The organism is Streptomyces meridianus (assembly GCF_023703325.1).
GTDB classification, from domain to species: Bacteria; Actinomycetota; Actinomycetes; order Streptomycetales; family Streptomycetaceae; genus Streptomyces; species Streptomyces meridianus.
Genome location: NZ_JAMQGM010000063.1, coordinates 1 through 17,791, shown reverse-complemented (window position 1 = coordinate 17,791; position 17,791 = coordinate 1). Strand labels below are relative to the sequence as shown.

Annotated in this window: 16 protein-coding genes; 6 read left to right on the top strand and 10 right to left on the bottom strand. The window is 71.1% G+C overall.

What is annotated here, in order from left to right:
* Positions 1–1,009 (bottom strand): serine/threonine-protein kinase (locus M1E25_RS24390; RefSeq protein ID WP_251419278.1); only part of this gene is annotated, 1,009 nt, incomplete at its 3' end.
* A gap of 312 nt (positions 1,010–1,321) precedes the next feature.
* Here M1E25_RS24390 and M1E25_RS24385 point away from each other — a divergent pair.
* Positions 1,322–2,485, top strand: a complete 1,164-nt coding sequence (locus tag M1E25_RS24385; protein WP_251419276.1) for a serine hydrolase domain-containing protein — start codon at positions 1,322–1,324, stop codon at positions 2,483–2,485.
* A 198-nt stretch (positions 2,486–2,683) separates the two neighbouring features.
* Here M1E25_RS24385 and M1E25_RS24380 read toward each other — a convergent pair whose 3' ends face one another.
* Positions 2,684–4,390 (bottom strand): glycerol-3-phosphate dehydrogenase/oxidase, encoded by a 1,707-nt coding sequence (locus tag M1E25_RS24380; protein ID WP_251419274.1) that lies wholly within the window; start codon positions 4,388–4,390, stop codon positions 2,684–2,686.
* A gap of 196 nt (positions 4,391–4,586) precedes the next feature.
* Here M1E25_RS24380 and M1E25_RS24375 point away from each other — a divergent pair, with 196 nt between their 5' ends.
* Positions 4,587–5,849 carry a nucleotide sugar dehydrogenase gene (locus tag M1E25_RS24375; protein ID WP_251419272.1) on the top strand — a complete coding sequence of 421 codons (1,263 nt, stop codon included), beginning with the start codon at positions 4,587–4,589 and terminating at the stop codon, positions 5,847–5,849.
* A 78-nt stretch (positions 5,850–5,927) separates the two neighbouring features.
* On the opposite strand, the gene M1E25_RS24370 is transcribed toward M1E25_RS24375, so the two are convergent.
* From M1E25_RS24370 to M1E25_RS24355, 4 genes are all read right to left on the bottom strand, one after another.
* A complete protein-coding gene (locus M1E25_RS24370; protein ID WP_251419270.1) occupies positions 5,928–7,055 on the bottom strand; it encodes a GuaB3 family IMP dehydrogenase-related protein in 1,128 nt (375 codons plus the stop codon).
* Positions 7,056–7,215: 160 nt separating this feature from the next.
* A complete protein-coding gene (gene guaB, locus M1E25_RS24365; protein WP_251419268.1) occupies positions 7,216–8,718 on the bottom strand; it encodes an IMP dehydrogenase in 1,503 nt (500 codons plus the stop codon).
* A 164-nt stretch (positions 8,719–8,882) separates the two neighbouring features.
* Positions 8,883–9,485: a sigma-70 family RNA polymerase sigma factor gene (locus tag M1E25_RS24360; RefSeq protein WP_285831183.1), complete on the bottom strand. Its 603-nt coding sequence runs from the start codon at positions 9,483–9,485 to the stop codon at positions 8,883–8,885.
* Positions 9,486–9,922: 437 nt separating this feature from the next.
* Positions 9,923–10,534, bottom strand: coding sequence for a response regulator transcription factor (locus M1E25_RS24355; protein WP_003948568.1), 612 nt, complete (start codon positions 10,532–10,534; stop codon positions 9,923–9,925).
* A 398-nt stretch (positions 10,535–10,932) separates the two neighbouring features.
* On the opposite strand from M1E25_RS24355, the gene M1E25_RS24350 reads away from it, so the two are divergent.
* Positions 10,933–11,238, top strand: coding sequence for a WhiB family transcriptional regulator (locus M1E25_RS24350; RefSeq protein ID WP_251419264.1), 306 nt, complete (start codon positions 10,933–10,935; stop codon positions 11,236–11,238).
* Positions 11,239–11,332: 94 nt separating this feature from the next.
* Here the strand turns inward: M1E25_RS24350 and M1E25_RS24345 are convergent, their stop codons facing one another.
* Positions 11,333–12,280: a LysR family transcriptional regulator gene (locus M1E25_RS24345; protein WP_251419262.1), complete on the bottom strand. Its 948-nt coding sequence runs from the start codon at positions 12,278–12,280 to the stop codon at positions 11,333–11,335.
* Between the two features lie 78 nt (positions 12,281–12,358).
* On the opposite strand from M1E25_RS24345, the gene M1E25_RS24340 reads away from it, so the two are divergent.
* From M1E25_RS24340 to M1E25_RS24330, 3 genes are all read left to right on the top strand, one after another.
* Positions 12,359–13,015, top strand: a complete 657-nt coding sequence (locus tag M1E25_RS24340) for an MOSC domain-containing protein (RefSeq protein WP_251419260.1) — start codon at positions 12,359–12,361, stop codon at positions 13,013–13,015.
* Between the two features lie 106 nt (positions 13,016–13,121).
* On the top strand, positions 13,122–13,895 hold the full coding sequence (locus M1E25_RS24335) for an SDR family NAD(P)-dependent oxidoreductase (protein ID WP_251419258.1): 774 nt from the start codon (positions 13,122–13,124) through the stop codon (positions 13,893–13,895).
* A 52-nt stretch (positions 13,896–13,947) separates the two neighbouring features.
* On the top strand, positions 13,948–14,640 hold the full coding sequence (locus M1E25_RS24330; protein ID WP_251419256.1) for an ester cyclase: 693 nt from the start codon (positions 13,948–13,950) through the stop codon (positions 14,638–14,640).
* Between the two features lie 99 nt (positions 14,641–14,739).
* On the opposite strand, the gene groL is transcribed toward M1E25_RS24330, so the two are convergent.
* The 3 genes from groL to M1E25_RS24315 form a co-directional block, all read right to left on the bottom strand.
* Positions 14,740–16,365 carry a chaperonin GroEL gene (groL, locus tag M1E25_RS24325; protein ID WP_251419254.1) on the bottom strand — a complete coding sequence of 542 codons (1,626 nt, stop codon included), beginning with the start codon at positions 16,363–16,365 and terminating at the stop codon, positions 14,740–14,742.
* Between the two features lie 121 nt (positions 16,366–16,486).
* Positions 16,487–16,795 carry a co-chaperone GroES gene (gene groES / locus M1E25_RS24320; RefSeq protein WP_251419252.1) on the bottom strand — a complete coding sequence of 103 codons (309 nt, stop codon included), beginning with the start codon at positions 16,793–16,795 and terminating at the stop codon, positions 16,487–16,489.
* Positions 16,796–17,047: 252 nt separating this feature from the next.
* Positions 17,048–17,791, bottom strand: a 744-nt coding sequence (locus tag M1E25_RS24315; protein ID WP_251419250.1) for a polysaccharide deacetylase family protein, incomplete at its 5' end; no start/stop codon positions are given.

Below are 17,791 nucleotides of genomic sequence, written 5' to 3'. Positions count from 1 at the left end.
CCGCGCCGTTCCGCGCGGCCGCCGGCGTCTCGTCCGCGGCCTCGGGCGTCCCCTGCGCGGCGGCCGTCGCCGGTGCGGGCACGACCTCCTCGGGGGCGTCCTGCGGCAGGGGCGTCGGCAGTGCCATCGTCCGGGTCGGCTCCGGCGCCACCGGCGCCTGCTCGGTCTTCGCGGCCTCGACGGCCCGGTCGAGCATGACCCGGGCCCCGGGCTCGTCGAGCCGCGCGTCCGGATCCTTGACCAGCAGGCCGTGGATGACATCCTCCAGCGGCCCCGCGCTCTTCGGCGGTTCGACCGGCTCCGTCATCACCGCCGTGAGCGTGGCCAGCGCCGATCCCTTGTCGTAGGGCGCCTTGCCCTCGACGCAGGCGTAGAGCAGGCCACCGAGGGACCACAGGTCCGCCGGCGGCCCGGGCTTCTGACCGCGGGCCCGCTCCGGTGAGATGTAGGACGGCGCGCCCACCAGCATTCCCGTGGACGTGACCGACGGATCGCCCTCGACCTGCGCGATGCCGAAGTCCGTGAGGACCACCCGGCCGTCCTCGGAGATCAGCACGTTCGACGGCTTCACGTCCCGGTGCAGGATGCCCTGGCCGTGCGCGGCGCGCAGCACGTCGAGGACCTCGAGACCCACCTCGGCGGCGCGCAGCGGGCTGAGGTTGCCCTCCTCGCGGATGACGTCGGCGAGCGACGCCCCCTCGATGAGTTCCATGACGATCCAGGGGCGGTCGTCCTCGTCGACCACGTCATAGACCGTCACCGCACCCCGGCTGCGAATCCGGGCAATGGCCTTCGCCTCCCGCAGCGTGCGGGTGACGAGCCGTCTCTTCTCGTCCTCGTCGACGCTGGACGGGAACCGCAGCTCCTTGACCGCGACCGTCCGGCCCAGCATCTCGTCGACAGCCCGCCAGACCGTGCCCATGCCCCCGCGGCCGAGCACGTCCCCGAGCCGGTACCGGCCTGCGAGAAGGCGTCCCGTTGTGCCCTGTGACTGCTCCGCCTGCGACATGCATCCCCTCAGCGCTGCGATCCGACTGCCCCGGAGCGCCATTCGGCGATCCAGTGGGCGCCTACCCGGCCAACTCGGCCACCTCTCCCCCTGTTTCTCTTCGGGTGGCCCCGGGCAGGTTTTTCATTCTCCCTCATCCGACGGGACGCGGGCGGCCAGGGGCACCGTTCGCGGCAGCCCTCCGGGACATGAGCGCGGTCCGCGTCACGGTCCGAAACCGGCGCTCCGGACGAACCTCGCGCGGCGCGCCCCCGCCCTCGGGCGCCCGGCCGACTCCGGCCATGATGGGGGCAGGAGAACGAAAGGCCGGGCATGCAGCGCACCGCACGACTGCTGGTCGCAGGGGTGTGCGCCGGCACCCTGCTGCTGGCCGGATGCCGCGGGCCCGTCAGCGACGACGCCGGCCCGGCGATCAGCCCCCGCGCGCCGCTGATCCGGTCCGCGCTCGAGCGGATGGTGACCGAGGGACGTGCCCCTGGAGCCGCGGCGCTCTCCCGCGACCAGTACGGACCGCGGTTCGCCTCGGCAGGCTTCTCCGACCTCGAGAGCCGACGAATACCTCTGGAGGGCGACCGGTTCCGCGCCGGGAGCATCACCAAGACGTTCGTCGCGACCGTCGTCCTCCAACTCGTCGACGAGGGAAAGCTGTCCCTGGACGACACCGTCGAGAAGCATCTGCCCGGTCTGGTGCGCGGCCGGGGGAACGACGGCCGCACCGTCACGGTCGCCCAACTCCTCGGCCACACCAGCGGCCTGTTCGACTACGTCGACGACCCCGCCCTGCACGCGCGGACCTTCGGCCGGAAGTTCCCCGAGCACCGCTACGACACCCGCACCCCGCGCGAGCTGGTGCGCACGGCGCTCCGGCACCCCCCGTACTTCGCGCCCGGCAAGGGCCACCACTACTCCAACACCGACTACGTCCTGCTCGGCATGATCATCGCGCGCGCCACCGGCCGGTCCTACGCCGAGGAGATCACCGCGCGGATCATCGAACCGCTGCGGCTGACCGGCACGTCGCTGCCCGGCACGGACTCGTCCATTCCGCAGCCGCACGGCCGCGCGTACTCGCTGCGCCCCGGATCGCACCGGCTCGTGGACAGCACGGAACTCAACCCGTCGACCGCGGGCGCCGCTGGTGAGGCCATCTCCACACTGGGGGACCTCAACCGGTTCCTCCGCTCCCTCCTCAAGGGCGAGTTGCTCCCCGCGCGCGAACTGCGGCGGATGCAGGACACCTCGCACAGCCGGGGCACGTACGGGCTCGGGCTGGTTCCGCTGCGCCTCCCCTGCGGCCGCGACACCCTGATGCTCTGGGGCCACAACGGCAGCATCAACGGCTCGTACGCCCACGTGCTCGGCACCCCCGGCGGCGGACACCTCTTCAGCTACCGGGTCAACACCGAGGAGGTGGGGGACGCGGCGGCCGAGACCGAGCTGCTCCGGGCCGAGTTCTGCCCGCACCCCTTCCGCTAGTGCTGTGACCGGAAAGGTTTGCCGGGTGGCTCGCGGCGTCCGGTGCGGTGCATCGCAAGGCGGAGAATCGTCCTCGTACCGGGCGTACTCGGGCGATGCGACAACGCAGCGAGGCGCCGTACAGGGCGTCGCGAGCCGGTGAACTTTTCCGGCCACAGCACTAGACCCCCACCCCCCGCACCACCCGCCCCCGCCGTCTCAGATCGGCACGATGTCCGGGGCGCCGAGCCGGGCCGCGTCCGCCGTCTGGTCGTCCGGCTGGAGCTGCGACTCCCGCTCCGCCTCGACCCGCTTCTCGTAGTGCTCGACCTCCCGCTCCACCTGGTCCCTGTCCCAGCCCAGGACGGGCGCCATGAGTTCGGCCGCCTCGCGGGCACTGCGCGTTCCGCGGTCGAAGGTCTCGATGGAGATCCGGGTGCGCCGGGTCAGCACGTCCTCCAGGTGACGCGCCCCTTCGTGCGAGGCCGCGTAGACGATCTCCGCCCGCAGGTAGTCGTCGGCCGCCTCCAGCGGGTTCCCGAGCGACGGATCACCCGCGATGAGTTCGAAGAGTTCCTCGGCCAACGCCCCGTACCGGTTCAGCAGATGCTCGATGCGTGCCACGTGCAGGCCGGTGCGCTGGGCGAGCCGGGCCCGGCCGTTCCACATCGCCTTGTAGCCGACGGCTCCGAGCAGCGGCACGTCCTCCGTGATGCAGTCCGCGACCCTCCGGTCCAGTCCGTGCACGGCCTCGTCGACCGCGTCCTTGGCCATCACCCGGTACGTCGTGTACTTGCCGCCCGCGACCACCACCAGCCCCGGCACCGGATGCGCCACCGTGTGCTCGCGCGACAGTTTGCTGGTGGCCTCCGACTCACCGGCCAGCAGCGGCCGCAGCCCTGCGTACACGCCCTGTACGTCGTCTCGCGTCAGCGGCACCGCGAGCACCGAGTTGACGTGGTCCAGGACGTAGTCGATGTCGGCGCTCGACGCCGCGGGGTGCGCCTTGTCGAGATCCCAGTCGGTGTCGGTCGTGCCGACGATCCAGTGCCGCTCCCACGGGATCACGAACAGCACGCTCTTCTCGGTCCGCAGGATCAGCCCGGTCGTGGAGTGGATCCGGTCCTTCGGCACCACCAGGTGGATGCCCTTGGACGCGCGCACGTGGAACTGTCCTCGCTCGCCGATCAGCCCCTGGGTGTCGTCGGTCCACACCCCCGTCGCGTTGACGACCTGCTTGGCCCGGATCTCGTACTCGCCGCCCAGCTCGACGTCCCGGACCCGGGCCCCGACCACCCGCTCCCCCTCGCGCAGGAAGCCCACCACCCGTGCGGCGTTGGCGACGTCCGCTCCGTAGGCCGCGGCGGTGCGCACCAGCGTCGCCACGTAGCGGGCGTCGTCCATCTGGGCGTCGTAGTACTGCAGCGCGCCGACCAGCGCGTCCTTCTTCATGCAGGGGGCGACGCGCAGCGCTTGCTTGCGCGACAGATGCCGGTGCAGCGGCAGCCCGCGGCCGTGCCCGGACGACACCGACATGGCGTCGTAGAGCGCGACACCCGAACCCGCGTACACGCGCTCCCACCCCTTGTGCTGCAAGGGGTACAGGAAGGGCACCCCGCGCACCAGGTGCGGCGCGATCCGCTCGAGCAGCAGCCCGCGTTCCTTCAGCGCCTCGCGGACCAGCGCGAAGTCGAGCATCTCCAGGTAGCGCAACCCGCCATGGATCAGCTTGCTCGACCGGCTCGAGGTGCCGCAGGCCCAGTCACGCGCCTCGACGAGCCCGGTCGTCAGGCCCCGGGTCACGGCGTCGAGCGCGGTGCCCGCCCCGACCACGCCCGCGCCCACCACCAGAATGTCCAGCTCGCGCTCCGCCATCCGGGCGAGCGCCTCGCCCCTCTCGGCCGGTCCCAGTGTCGCTGTCCTCACCGCTGCCTCCAGTCGTGCTTCGGCTCCACATGGTTCCCGTCCGTCGATCCTTCCCCCGCCGGGGAGCCACACCCACCGCAACGCCCACCGGCAACACCTGCACCTCCACGTCCACCAATACCCAGGAACAGTCATATGTGTGCTTAGCCTTACATAGCGCGACCCTGAAATCGTCTCGGGAAGGACGGCCACAGGCATGCCCGCGGACCTCGCTGTCATCGGCCTCGGCCACCTCGGACTCCCCCTGGCACAGGCGGCAACCGCCGCCGGCATCGCCACCGTCGGGCACGACGACGACCCCGCCGTCGTCGCGGAACTCAGATCCGGCCGCTCGCCCGCCGACGGCACCCTCACCGCCGCCGAAGTCCGCCGCATGATCTCCGCCGGGTTCCGGGCCACCACCGAGCCCTCGGAACTCGGCCGCGCACGCACCGTCGTCGTCTGCGTCCCGGCCCCCCTCGGCGAGGACCACGCCCCGGACCTCCGTGCCCTCGAAGCCACGGCCCGGGTACTCGCCGCCGGGCTCCGGCCCCGCACCACCGTGATCCTCGAGTCGACCGTGCACCCCGGGGCCACCGAGGACTTCCTGCAACCCCTCCTCGAGGAGGGATCGGGACTGCGGGCCGGCCGCGACTTCCACCTGGCCTACTCCCCCAGCCGTCTCGACCCGGGCAACCGGTCCTACGGCTACGGCAACACCCCCAAGGTCGTCGGCGGCCTCACACCGGCCTGCACCGAGGCCGCCGCCGCCTTCTACGGGCGGCTCACCGAGCGGGTCGTCCGCGCCCGCGGCCCCCGCGAGGCCGAGACCGTCAAACTCCTGGAGACCAACTACCGGCACGTCAACATCGCCCTCGCCAACGAGATGGCGGTCTTCTGCCACGACACCGGCGTCGACCTGTGGGACGTCATCCGCTGTGCCGAGACCAAACCGTTCGGCTTCCAGGCGTTCCGGCCCGGCCCCGGAGTCGGCGGACACGCCGCGCCCCTCGACCCCAACTACCTTCCCCGGCAGGGGCGCAGCCCCGGCTACCCGCTGCGCATGGTCGAACTGGCCCAGGAGGTCAACGGCCGGATGCCGCGCTACATCATCCAGCGCTGCACCACCTTGCTGAACGAGCACGGCAAGTCCGCCCGGGGGGCACGGATCCTGCTGCTGGGCGTCACCTACAAGCCCGACCACGCCGACCAGGAGGGCTCACCCGCCCCCGAGATCGCCTCACGGCTGATCGACATGGGAGCACAGCTCAGCTTCCACGACCCGTACGCCCACCAGTGGCGGGCGGGGGGTCGGCCGGTGCCCCGGGCCGACTCGCTGTACGAGGCCGCGGCCGAAGCCGACCTCACCGTCCTGCTCCAGCACCACCGCACGTACGACCTCCAGGGCCTCGCCGTGAAGGCGCAACTCCTGCTGGACACCCGGGGGGCGAGCCCCGCGGGCGCCGCCCATCGGCTCTGAGCAGGACGCCGGGCCCGGTGGCCGGCACGACGAGGGGCCCCGCCGCAGCGGGGCCCCTCTGCCCTATGACCGTCGCGGTCAGCCCTTGTCGTGCTGGGACGGGGCGACCGTCACCTCGACCCGCTGGAACTCCTTGAGCTCCGAGTACCCGGTGGTGGCCATCGCCCGGCGCAGGGCGCCGAAGAAGTTCATCGAGCCGTCGGGGGTGTGCGACGGGCCGAGCAGGATCTCCTCGGTGGTCCCGACTGCGCCGAGGTTCATGCGCTTGCCGCGCGGCACGTCCTCGTGGGTGGCCTCCATGCCCCAGTGGTGGCCACGGCCCGGCGCGTCCGTGGCGCGCGCCAGCGGGGATCCCATCATCACCGCGTCGGCGCCGCAGGCGATCGCCTTGGGGAGGTCGCCGCTCCAGCCCACCCCGCCGTCCGCGATGACGTGCACGTACCGGCCGCCCGACTCGTCCATGTAGTCCCGGCGGGCCGCCGCGACGTCCGCCACGGCCGTCGCCATCGGGACCTGGATGCCGAGCACGTTGCGCGTGGTGTGCGCGGCACCGCCGCCGAAGCCGACCAGGACACCCGCTGCGCCGGTGCGCATCAGGTGCAGCGCTGCCGTGTACGTGGCGCAACCGCCGACGATCACCGGCACGTCGAGCTCGTAGATGAACTCCTTGAGGTTCAGGGGCTCGGCAGCGCCGGAGACGTGCTCGGCCGACACCGTGGTGCCGCGGATCACGAAGATGTCGACCCCGGCGTCCACGACGGCCTTCGAGAACTGCGCGGTGCGCTGCGGGGAGAGCGCGGCGGCGGTGACGACGCCGGCGTCCCGCACCTCCTTGATCCGCTGCCCGATCAGGTCCTCCTGGATCGGGGCGGCGTAGATCTCCTGCATCCGCCGGGTCGCGGTCCGCTCGTCCAGCTCCGCGATCTCGGCGAGCAGCGGCTCCGGGTCCTCGTAACGGGTCCACAGGCCCTCGAGGTTGAGCACGCCGAGCCCGCCCAGCTCGCCGATCCGGATCGCCGTCTGCGGCGACACCACCGAGTCCATGGGGGCTGCGAGGAAGGGCAGCTCGAACCGGTAGGCGTCGATCTGCCAGGCGATCGAGACCTCCTTGGGGTCCCGGGTACGACGACTCGGCACGACGGCGATGTCGTCGAACGCGTACGCCCTGCGGCCGCGCTTGCCGCGCCCGATCTCGATCTCAGTCACGATTGGCCTTTCCGTCTACGTCTGCCGTACCAGTATCCCCGACGCCCCGCGACCGCCCCGACGTGGGAACGGCCGGCGCCCCGCCGTACGGATCGAGCGGGGCGGCCGGGCGAGCGGTGCACAGACGTACCGTGCCGTGCCGTGCGGCGGCGGGGGAAGATCAGCGGCTGGCGTAGTTGGGCGCTTCGGTGGTCATCTGGATGTCGTGCGGGTGGCTCTCCTTGAGGCCCGCCGACGTGATCCGCACGAAGCGGCCCTTCTCCTTCAGCTCGCCGATGTCGGCCGAGCCCACGTAGCCCATGGAGGCCCGCAGCCCGCCGACCAGCTGGTGCGCCACGGAGGACAGCGGGCCCCGGTAGGGCACCTGGCCTTCGATGCCCTCGGGCACGAGCTTGTCCTCGGAGAGCACGTTGTCCTGGAAGTAGCGGTCCTTGGAGTACGAGCGGCCCTGGCCCCGCGACTGCATGGCGCCCAGCGAGCCCATCCCCCGGTACGACTTGAACTGCTTGCCGTTGATGAAGACCATCTCGCCCGGCGACTCCTCGCAGCCGGCGAGCAGGCTGCCCAGCATGACCGTGTCGGCGCCCGCGGCGATGGCCTTGGCGATGTCACCGGAGTGCTGCAGACCGCCGTCGCCGATCAGCGGCACTCCTGCCGCATGGCAGGCCCGGGCGGCCTCGTGAATGGCCGTGACCTGCGGAACGCCGATCCCGGCGACCACACGCGTGGTGCAGATCGAGCCCGGGCCGACACCGACCTTCACGCCGTCGACGCCCGCGTCGATGAGCGCCTGCGCGCCGTCCCGGGTGGCGACGTTGCCGCCGACGACGTCGATCGAGACGTTGGACTTGACCTTGGCGATCATGTCGATGATCCCGCGGCTGTGGCCGTGCGCGCTGTCGACCACCAGGAAGTCGGCTCCGGCCTCGACCAGGGCCTGCGCCCGGTCGAACGCCTCGTCGCCCACACCCACGGCGGCGCCGACGACCAGCCGGCCCTCGGCGTCCTTCGCGGCGTTCGGGTACTTCTCGGCCTTCACGAAGTCCTTCACCGTGATCAGGCCCTTGAGGATCCCGGCGTCGTCGACGAGCGGCAGCTTCTCGATCTTGTGACGGCGCAGCAGCTCCATGGCGTCCTCGCCGGAGATGCCGACCTTGCCCGTGACCAGCGGCATCGGCGTCATGACCTCGCGCACCTGGCGGCTGCGGTCCGACTCGAAGGCCATGTCCCGGTTGGTGACGATGCCCAGCAGCTTCCCGCCGCCGTCCGTGACCGGCACGCCGCTGATGCGGAACTTGCCGCACAGTTCGTCGGCCTCGCGGAGCGACGCCTCGGGACGGACCGTGATCGGGTCGGTGACCATGCCCGACTCGGAACGTTTCACCAGGTCGACCTGGTTGGCCTGGTCCTCGATGGAGAGGTTGCGGTGCAGCACGCCGGCGCCGCCCTGCCGGGCCATGGCGATCGCCATCCGGGCCTCGGTGACCTTGTCCATCGCCGCCGACAGCAGCGGGACGTTCACCGAAACGTTCCGTGAGACGCGGGACGAGGTGTCAACGGCGTTCGGGAGCACCTCGGACGCGCCCGGCAGCAGCAGCACGTCGTCGTATGTCAGCCCGAGCATCGCGAACTTCTCGGGTGCTCCGTCGACGTTGTCAGTCATGACACCTTCCCCAGTGCTCTTGCCCAGCGCGGACTCCCATGCTATCGGGCCCATGGGGTGGCACATCCCACGAACGCTGAGGCTCACATCACTTGTATGTTCCGACTGTTGTCCGAGGCACCGGCCGGGGCCCCGCCGTCCGGCCTCGTGAACCGGACAACCCTTCACTGAGTGGCGAGTGCCCGCAGCCGGCTGAGCGCCCGGTGCTGGGCGACCCGCACGGCACCCGGCGACATCCCGAGCAGGTGGCCGGTCTCCTCGGCCGTCAGCCCGACGGCCACCCGCAGCAGGACCAGTTCCCGCTGGTGCTCCGGGAGGTTGGCGAGAAGCTTCTTGGCCCACTCGGCGTCGCTGCTGAGCAGTGCCCGCTCCTCGGGTCCGAGGGAGTCGTCGGGCTGTTCCGGCATCTCGTCCGAGGGGATCGCCGTGCTGCCCGGCCCCCGCATGGCGGCCCGCTGCAGGTCGGCGACCTTGTGGGTGGCGATGGCGAAGACGAAGGCCTCGAAGGGACGCCCGGTGTCGCGGTAGCGCGGCAGGGCGCACAACACCGCGAGACAGACTTCCTGGGCGAGGTCGTCGACGAAGTGCCGGGCGTCCCCCGGCAGCCGGGACAGGCGCGTGCGGCAGTAGCGAAGGGCGAGGGGATGCACATGGGCCAGCAGGTCGTGTGTGGCCTGCTCGTCCCCCTCGACCGCCCGCTGAACGAGATGTCCGATAGTTCCGGGGCCTCCGGCCACGGACACCCCCGGCTCCTCGTGGTTGCGCATCGGTCCATGGTGCCTTGGCGCGGCCCGATCCGCGGCATCGCCTCCGTGGTTGTGCACCGAAGCGTTATCAGTGGGTGCGCCGGTTGCCACGTCGCGCACCCTCTCCCTGACCGAGACGTCCCCGAGGAACTCCATACCTCAAGCATGCGGCAGCTCGCGCGAAACGCGGAAAGCGATCTTGACAAACCGGCTGCACCCCGTCCGCCTCGACGAACGGAGGCCGTCCGGTCCAGGATGCGCAATCCGCGGTTTGCCCGGGGAGCCCGGGTCCTGACCGGCCCGCCCGGCGCGGCGGGCTCCGGGAGCCCGGTGTGTGCATCGCAACACCGCCGGATCCCGCCGGAGGCGGTCGACAGCCCCGGTGCCGGGACCGGATCCCCCGGCCGGAGGGGCCGGGGGAGGCGTCGCGGCCCGGCAGGATCAGCCGGACGCGCACCTCAGCGGACGAGACCCCAGCGGAATCCGAGCGCCACCGCGTGAGCCCGGTCCGAGGCACCGAGCTTCTTGAACAACCGTCGGGCGTGCGTCTTGACGGTGTCCTCCGACAGGAACAGCTCGCGGCCGATCTCGGCGTTGGAACGCCCGTGGCTCATGCCTTCGAGAACCTGGATCTCACGCGCCGTGAGCGTGGGCGCGGCACCCATCTCGGCGGAGCGGAGCCGGCGCGGGGCCAGTCGCCAGGTCGGATCGGCGAGGGCTTGCGTGACGGTCGCCCGCAGCTCCGCGCGCGAGGCGTCCTTGTGCAGGTAGCCCCTGGCGCCGGCGGCAACCGCCAGCGCGACGCCGTCGAGATCCTCGGCGACCGTGAGCATGATGATCCGGGCGCCGGGGTCGGCAGAGAGCAGCCGGCGCACGGTCTCGACGCCGCCGAGCCCGGGCATCCGGACATCCATCAGGATCAGATCGGAGCGGTCGGCACCCCAGCGGCGGAGGACTTCCTCGCCGTTGGCCGCCGTCGTCACACGCTCGACGCCGGGCACGGTCGCGACCGCGCGACGGAGCGCCTCTCGGGCAAGCGGGGAGTCGTCGCAGACGAGGACGGATGTCATGACCGCCCTCCGCAGCTGATGCGCGTCACCTTGAGCCTCCAGGCTGGTACGAATCTCACCTGAGCAATCGACCGCTCCGGACACCTTCCCGAGCGCTTGTCTTCTTCGATCGCCTCGGCACTCTCAACGACGGTCACCCGAAAGAGTTACGGGCTTCACCCCCCTGTCCCACAGGGCAGGAGATCCGCCACCGTCACCACTCTACGTGATGAGTTGGTCACAGAACACCCGTTGCGCCTCGCGCGCCCCAGAAGAATGTGACCTATTTGGCCGCTTTTCTTCCTCTTCGACACTGTCTGAGGATAGATTCGCAATGAGTCATATTTACATCTACTTACACAGTGGATGTACGGTCGTGGGCAGTGCGTCCGTACCGGACACGTTCGAGGGGAAGATCAATGGCAGATTTCTCCCGCCTTCCCGGCCCCAACGCCGACCTGTGGGACTGGCAACTGCTGGCCGCATGCCGCGGCGTCGACAGTTCTCTCTTCTTCCACCCGGAGGGCGAACGCGGTGCGGCCCGGAGCGCGCGAGAGACCTCGGCCAAGGAGGTCTGCATGCGTTGTCCGGTCCGTTCGGAGTGCGCGGCGCACGCCCTCGCCGTCCGTGAGCCCTACGGGGTGTGGGGCGGTCTGACCGAGGACGAACGTGAAGAGCTGATGGGCCGGGCCCGCCACCGGCTGATCTCGGCGAACAGCAACTGAAGAAACGATCCCTCAGAGCGAGCGGCATGCCGTCGCCGGGTTCGGCGGCAAGACGCTCCCCTGCACCTCTTCCCCTGTCGACCGGGGGCCGACCTCATCGACGGGCAGCGACCGCCAGACGGTCCAGCATGGCCGCGACTGCCGGCACGTGAGCGAGATCCGGCAGCGTGAGCGCGACGATTTCCCGCTCCACGACGGGCTCCAACCGAAGCTTTCGCACCCCCTTCGGCCGCACCGACTCCAGCGCCAGTTCGGGCAGCACGGCCACCCCCAGACCCGCGGCCACCAGGCCGATCACCGCCGGATGGTCGTCCGTCGCGAAGTCGATGCGGGGAGTGAACCCGGCGCTCTCGCACACCTCGACGAGATGCCTGCGGCACCGGGGGCATCCGGCGATCCACGGCTCCTCGGCGAGATCGGCCACGGCCACCCGCCCGTCCGGTCCGAGGGGGCGGTCCTCGGGAACGAGACCCACGAGCCGGTCGCGCAGGAGCGGATGCGCGACGAGGCCCTCCCACTCACCGTCCGCCTCCGGTTCGCCGGACGTCCGCTCCGCCGTGCCCGCGCCCGGGCCGCGCACGCCGGGGCGGGGGTAGCGGAAGGCGAGCGCGATCTCGCAGTCCCCCGCCCGCAGCATCTCCACCGACCGCGGCGGCTCGGCCTCCACCAGCGACACCTGGATGCCCGGGTGGTCGGCGCGCATCCTCGCGAGCGCTGCGGGCACCAGAGCGGAGGTCCCGCTGGGGAACGACACCAGACGGACCCGGCCCGCCCGCAGCCCGGCGATCGCCGCCACCTCCTCCTCGGCAGCCGTGAGCCCGGCGAGGATCCCGGCGGCGTGCCGCACCAGGGCCTCACCCGCCTGGGTCAACCTCGTCTCCCGGCCTGTGCGCACCAGGAGAGCCGTGCCGGCGCTCTGCTCGAGCGCCTTCATCTGCTGGCTGACGGCCGGCTGGGTACAGCCGAGTTCACGGGCAGCGGCGGAGAACGACCCGGTGGCGGCCACCGCGCGCAGCACCCTCAGATGGCGGGCCTCGATCATGACGCAACCATAAGCGTCCCTTTGAGCAGCCGGAAAAGTGCACTGGAGGGGCCGGCGCGACGCCCGTACCGTGATGCCATGCACCTCCTCTCCGTGAACCTCGGGCTTCCGCGTTCCTCGGAGCACACCGACGCCGCCGTGACCGGCATCGACAAGCACCCGGTCGACGGCCCGGTGGGCGTCGCAGCGCCGGGCCCGCAGGGCATCGGGGGCAGCGCGCTGGCCGGGGACACCGTCGGGAACCTGCGGCATCACGGCGGCGACGACCAGGCCGTCTACGCGTTCGCCCGTGAGGACCTCGACCGCTGGCAGGAGGAACTCGGCCGGCCGCTGTCCAACGGCGTCTTCGGCGAGAACCTGACGACGGCCGGGGTGGACGTGAACGGGGCTCTCATCGGCGAGCGCTGGCGGGTCGGCCCGGACGTGCTGCTGGAGGTGACCAGCGGACGCCTCCCCTGCCGGTCCTTCGCCGGGTGGCTGGGTGAGCACGCCTGGATGAAACGGTTCACCGCCGCCGCTGCGCCCGGCGCGTACCTGCGGGTTCTGGAGCCGGGGGAGATCCGGGCGGGCGACCCGGTCGAGATCGCCCACCGTCCCGATCACGAGATCACGGTCTCCTTCGCGTTCCGGGCCGTCACGCTGGAACCGGAGCTGCTGCCCCGGCTGCTCGCCGCGGGCGACTCGCTGCACCCCGAGGCCCACAGAAAGGCGCTCCGGCGGACCGCCCCGGCGTGAGCACGCGCGCCGGGGAGCGCGGGAACGCGCCCCCTGCTCACGAGGGCCCCCGGCTCAGCCCCCGCCCGCCGCCGGGCCGGTGGCGGGCGGGGGCTAGCGTGCCCGCATGACGACTGCACTGATCACTGGATCGACGGCCGGCATCGGCGCGGCCTTCGCCCGCCGGCTCGCGGCGGACGGGCACAACCTGGTGCTGGTGGCGCGCGACGCCGAACGGCTGCGGCTCCAGGCCGCCGAACTGCACGACCGGCACAACATCGAGGCGGAGGTGCTGGCGGCCGACCTGTCCGAGGAGGCCGGGGTGGCTGCGGTAGAGGCCCGGCTCTCGGACACCAGGCACCCGGTCGAGCTGCTGGTCAACAACGCGGGATTCGGCAACAAGGGAGCGTTCCTCGACGTACCGCTGGCCGACGAGCTGACCATGCTGAAGGTGCACTGCGAAGCAGTGCTGCGACTGACGGCAGCGGCCACGGCTCGGATGCGCAAGCGCGGGCGGGGCGCGGTGGTCAACGTGGCCTCGGTCGCGGCGTTCGTCCCCCGCGGGACCTACGGCGCCAGCAAGGCCTGGGTCGTGCAGTTCACCCAGGGAGCGGCGCGGGACCTGGCGGGATCCGGCATCCGGCTCATGGCCCTGTGTCCCGGGTTCGTGCGCACGGAGTTCCACGAGCGGGCGGGCATGGGCACGGACAACATCCCGTCGTGGATGTGGCTGGACGCGGACAAGCTCGTCGCCGCGGCGATGGGCGACCTGGCGCGGGGGCGGACGGTCAGCATCCCCGATCCGCGCTACAAGACCCTGATGGGGCTGGTGAAGCTGGTGCCGCGCAGTGTCCTGAGCGGCCTGTCCTCCCGCACGGGGCGCCGCTACGGCCCCAACTGATCGGAACGAACAGCAATAAAATGGACGAAGGCGGACGTTCTTGGGAGGCGCCATGACCTTCGTGCAGATCATCGACTGCAGGACCGACCGGGTCGACGAGTTGAACCGGCTGATGGACGCCTGGGTGCAACAGACCAAGGGGCGGCGGACAGCCAGCCACTCACTCGTCGGCCAGGACCGTTCCGACCCTTCGCACGTCGTCGAGATCATCGAGTTCCCGTCGTACCAGGAGGCGATGCGGAACTCCGAACTCCCGGAAACCGACCGGACGTTCCGGGAGATGGTGTCACTGTGCGACGGGATGCCGACGTTCACGGACCTGGACGTCGTCCGTGACGAACAGCTCAACAAGGCAGCGGCCCGCCGGTTCTTCGAGGCGGCCGCGAGCGGCGACCTCGCCGCCTACGAGGAGCTCTTCACGCAGGACTACCACGACCACGACATCGCCAACGAGACGGACACCCACGGCATCGAGGGCGTCGTGCAGGAGGTCAGGGGCTACCGCAGCGCGTTCGTCTTCGACTTCGACATCGAGAGCCAGGTGGCCGAGGCGGACGAGGTGGCGACCCGGTGGAGCTGGCGCGGAACCCATCGCGGCGACTTCATGGGACTCCCCGCGACCGGCAAGGAGGTCACGATGAGCGGGGTGACGATCTTCCGGTTCCGGGACGGGAAGATCGCGGAAGGCTGGTGGAACTGGGATCTGCTGGGCATGATGCGCCAGCTCGGTCTGACCGCTCGTTGACACCCCGCCGCCGGTGGGAAGAGCCGCCGGAACAGTGCAGAGACGCGCAGGTCCCCCTGCCACCCGACGGTGGCAGGGGGACCTGCGGTGCGCGATGGGTCAGTGCGCGTGGCCGTGACCGTGACCGGCGGCCTCGGGCTCGTCCTCGGCCGGCTTCTCGACCACCAGGGTTTCGGTGGTGAGCAGCAGGGAGGCGATCGAGGCGGCGTTCTCCAGCGCGGAGCGGGTGACCTTGACCGGGTCGATGACGCCGGACTTCACCAGGTCGCCGTACTCGCCGGTGGCCGCGTTGAAGCCGTGGCCGCGGTCGAGCTCCGCCACCTTGGAGGTGATGACGTAGCCCTCGAGGCCGGCGTTCTCGGCGATCCAGCGCAGCGGCTCGACGGCGGCGCGGCGGACGACGGCGACACCGGTGGCCTCGTCGCCGTCCTTGCCCAGGCTGCCCTCGAGCACCTTGGCGGCGTGGACGAGCGCGGAGCCGCCACCGGAGACGATGCCCTCCTCGACCGCGGCGCGGGTCGCGGAGATGGCGTCCTCCAGACGGTGCTTCTTCTCCTTGAGCTCGACCTCGGTGGCCGCGCCGACGCGGATGACGCACACGCCGCCGGCCAGCTTCGCCAGGCGCTCCTGGAGCTTCTCGCGGTCCCAGTCGGAGTCCGTGGCCTCGATCTCGGCCTTGATCTGGTTGACCCGGCCCTCGACGTCCCCGGCCTTGCCGCCGCCGTCGACGATGGTGGTGTCGTCCTTGGTGACGGTCACGCGGCGGGCGGAGCCCAGCACGTCCAGCCCGGCCTGGTCGAGCTTGAGGCCGACCTCCTCGGCGATGACGGTGGCACCGGTGAGGGTGGCGATGTCGCCGAGCATGGCCTTGCGGCGGTCACCGAAGCCGGGCGCCTTGACGGCGACGGCGTTGAACGTGCCGCGGATCTTGTTCACCACGAGGGTGGACAGCGCCTCGCCGTCGACGTCCTCGGCGATGATCAGCAGCGGCTTGGAGCCACCGGCCTGGATGACCTTCTCCAGCAGCGGGAGCAGGTCCTGGATCGAGCTGATCTTGCCCTGGTGGATCAGGATGTACGGGTCCTCGAGGACGGCCTCCATACGCTCCTGGTCGGTCACCATGTACGGCGAGAGGTAGCCCTTGTCGAAGGCCATGCCCTCGGTGAAGTCCAGCTCCAGACCGAAGGTGTTGGACTCCTCGACGGTGATGACGCCGTCCTTGCCGACCTTGTCCATCGCCTCGGCGATGAGCTCGCCGACCTGCTTGTCCTGGGCGGACAGACCGGCGACCGCGGCGATGTCCTCCTTGGAGTCGATCGGGCGGGCGGCCGAGAGGAGGTCGTCGGACACGGCCTTGACCGCGGCGTCGATGCCCTTCTTCAGCGCGGCGGGGGAGGCGCCGGCGGCGACGTTGCGCAGTCCCTCGCGGACCAGCGCCTGGGCCAGGACGGTCGCGGTGGTGGTGCCGTCGCCCGCGATGTCGTTGGTCTTGGTCGCCACCTCCTTGACGAGCTGGGCACCGAGGTTCTCGTACGGGTCGTCGACCTCGACCTCGCGGGCGATGGTGACACCGTCGTTGGTGATGGTCGGAGCGCCGAACTTCTTGTCGATGACGACGTTGCGGCCCTTGGGGCCGATCGTCACCTTGACCGTGTCGGCCAGCTTGTTGACGCCACGCTCGAGAGCGCGACGGGCGTCCTCGTCGAACTTCAGGATCTTCGCCATGGTTGCGTATGTCCTCTCAACGAACTGCGCCCCGGACGCCCGGTTGTTCAGACGCGGGAGCCGGGACGCAGATCAAAAACATGGTGTTCGGAGTCATCCGGGAAAGCCCCGGACGGCGTCCTTACTTCTCGACGATCGCGAGGACGTCGCGGGCCGAGAGAACGAGGTACTCCTCGCCGCTGTACTTCACCTCGGTGCCGCCGTACTTGCTGTACAGGACGACGTCGCCGACGGAGACGTCGAGCGGAAGGCGATTGCCGTCCTCGAAGCGGCCCGGGCCGACGGCCAGGACGACGCCCTCCTGGGGCTTCTCCTTGGCAGTGTCCGGAATGACCAGGCCCGAGGCCGTGGTCTGCTCGGCGTCGAGCGGCTGGACCACAATGCGGTCCTCGAGCGGCTTGATGGCAACCTTGGTGCTGGCGGTCGTCACGATCCGACCTCCCCCTTCGGAGATCTCACGGGGTCATATGTCTGGGGTGGCGACCTGGTAGATCCGTCGTCGCGGGTGCCGGATCTGCCCGTCGCTGTCTTCTGGCACTCCCTGGCGGGGAGTGCCAGAGTTGAGACTATGACGGCGTTAGCACTCCGTCAACTAGAGTGCCAACGCCGCGCCGCCGAGCCCGACTCTCCGGGGGCTCCGCGGGCCCGCCCCGTCAGGCGTCCGCACCTGCGGAACCCCCGGTCAGAGGTAGTCCTCCAGCCGTGCCACGGCCAGCCCCTGGGCGGTGGCGGCCTCCAGTACCCGGCGTACGACGTCGGGCATGTCGCCGTCCCACTCCGCCGGACCGCGGAAATGTGTGAGGACGATGTCACCGGGGCGCAGCCGGCCCCCCGGCTCCGAGTACTCGATGCGGTCCGGGAACGCCTCGGCGGTCCACAGCGGAACGGCGCCGATCCCGCACGCCGTGGCCGCCCTGAGCGTGTCGCGGTTGTACGCGCCGTACGGCGGGCGGAAGAAACGGGGAGCCTCGCCCATCTCGCGGAGCAGGCTCTGCTGCTGTCCGCAGATCTGCCGGACCTGTTCCGCATAGGGGAGCCCCGGCAGGTACCGGTGGAACAGCGCGTGGTTGTGCACGGCGACGCCGAGTCGGCGCAGCTCGCGGAAGTAGTCGTAGCCGCCGTCGCCGACCTCGTCGTCGGTGAGGAAGGCACTGAACGGGACCTGGAGGTCGTTCATCATCCTGAGCAGTTCCGGGTCCTTGCGGGAGCCGTCGTCGATGGTCAGGAAGATGACGCGGTCGGTGGTGTGGACGCGGCCGAGCACCGGGGGCGGCCCCGGTTCGCCGGGGCTCCGGTCGGCGGCTTCCGGCGCGGGGGGTGGCGGGGGGCGCAGCGGGGCGCTGCCCAGGCCCCAGCTCCTGGCCGTCGCGGCCCGCGCGGCCTCGGCCCGGACGAGTTGCCGGGACGCCTCGGCGAGGGCGCGGGC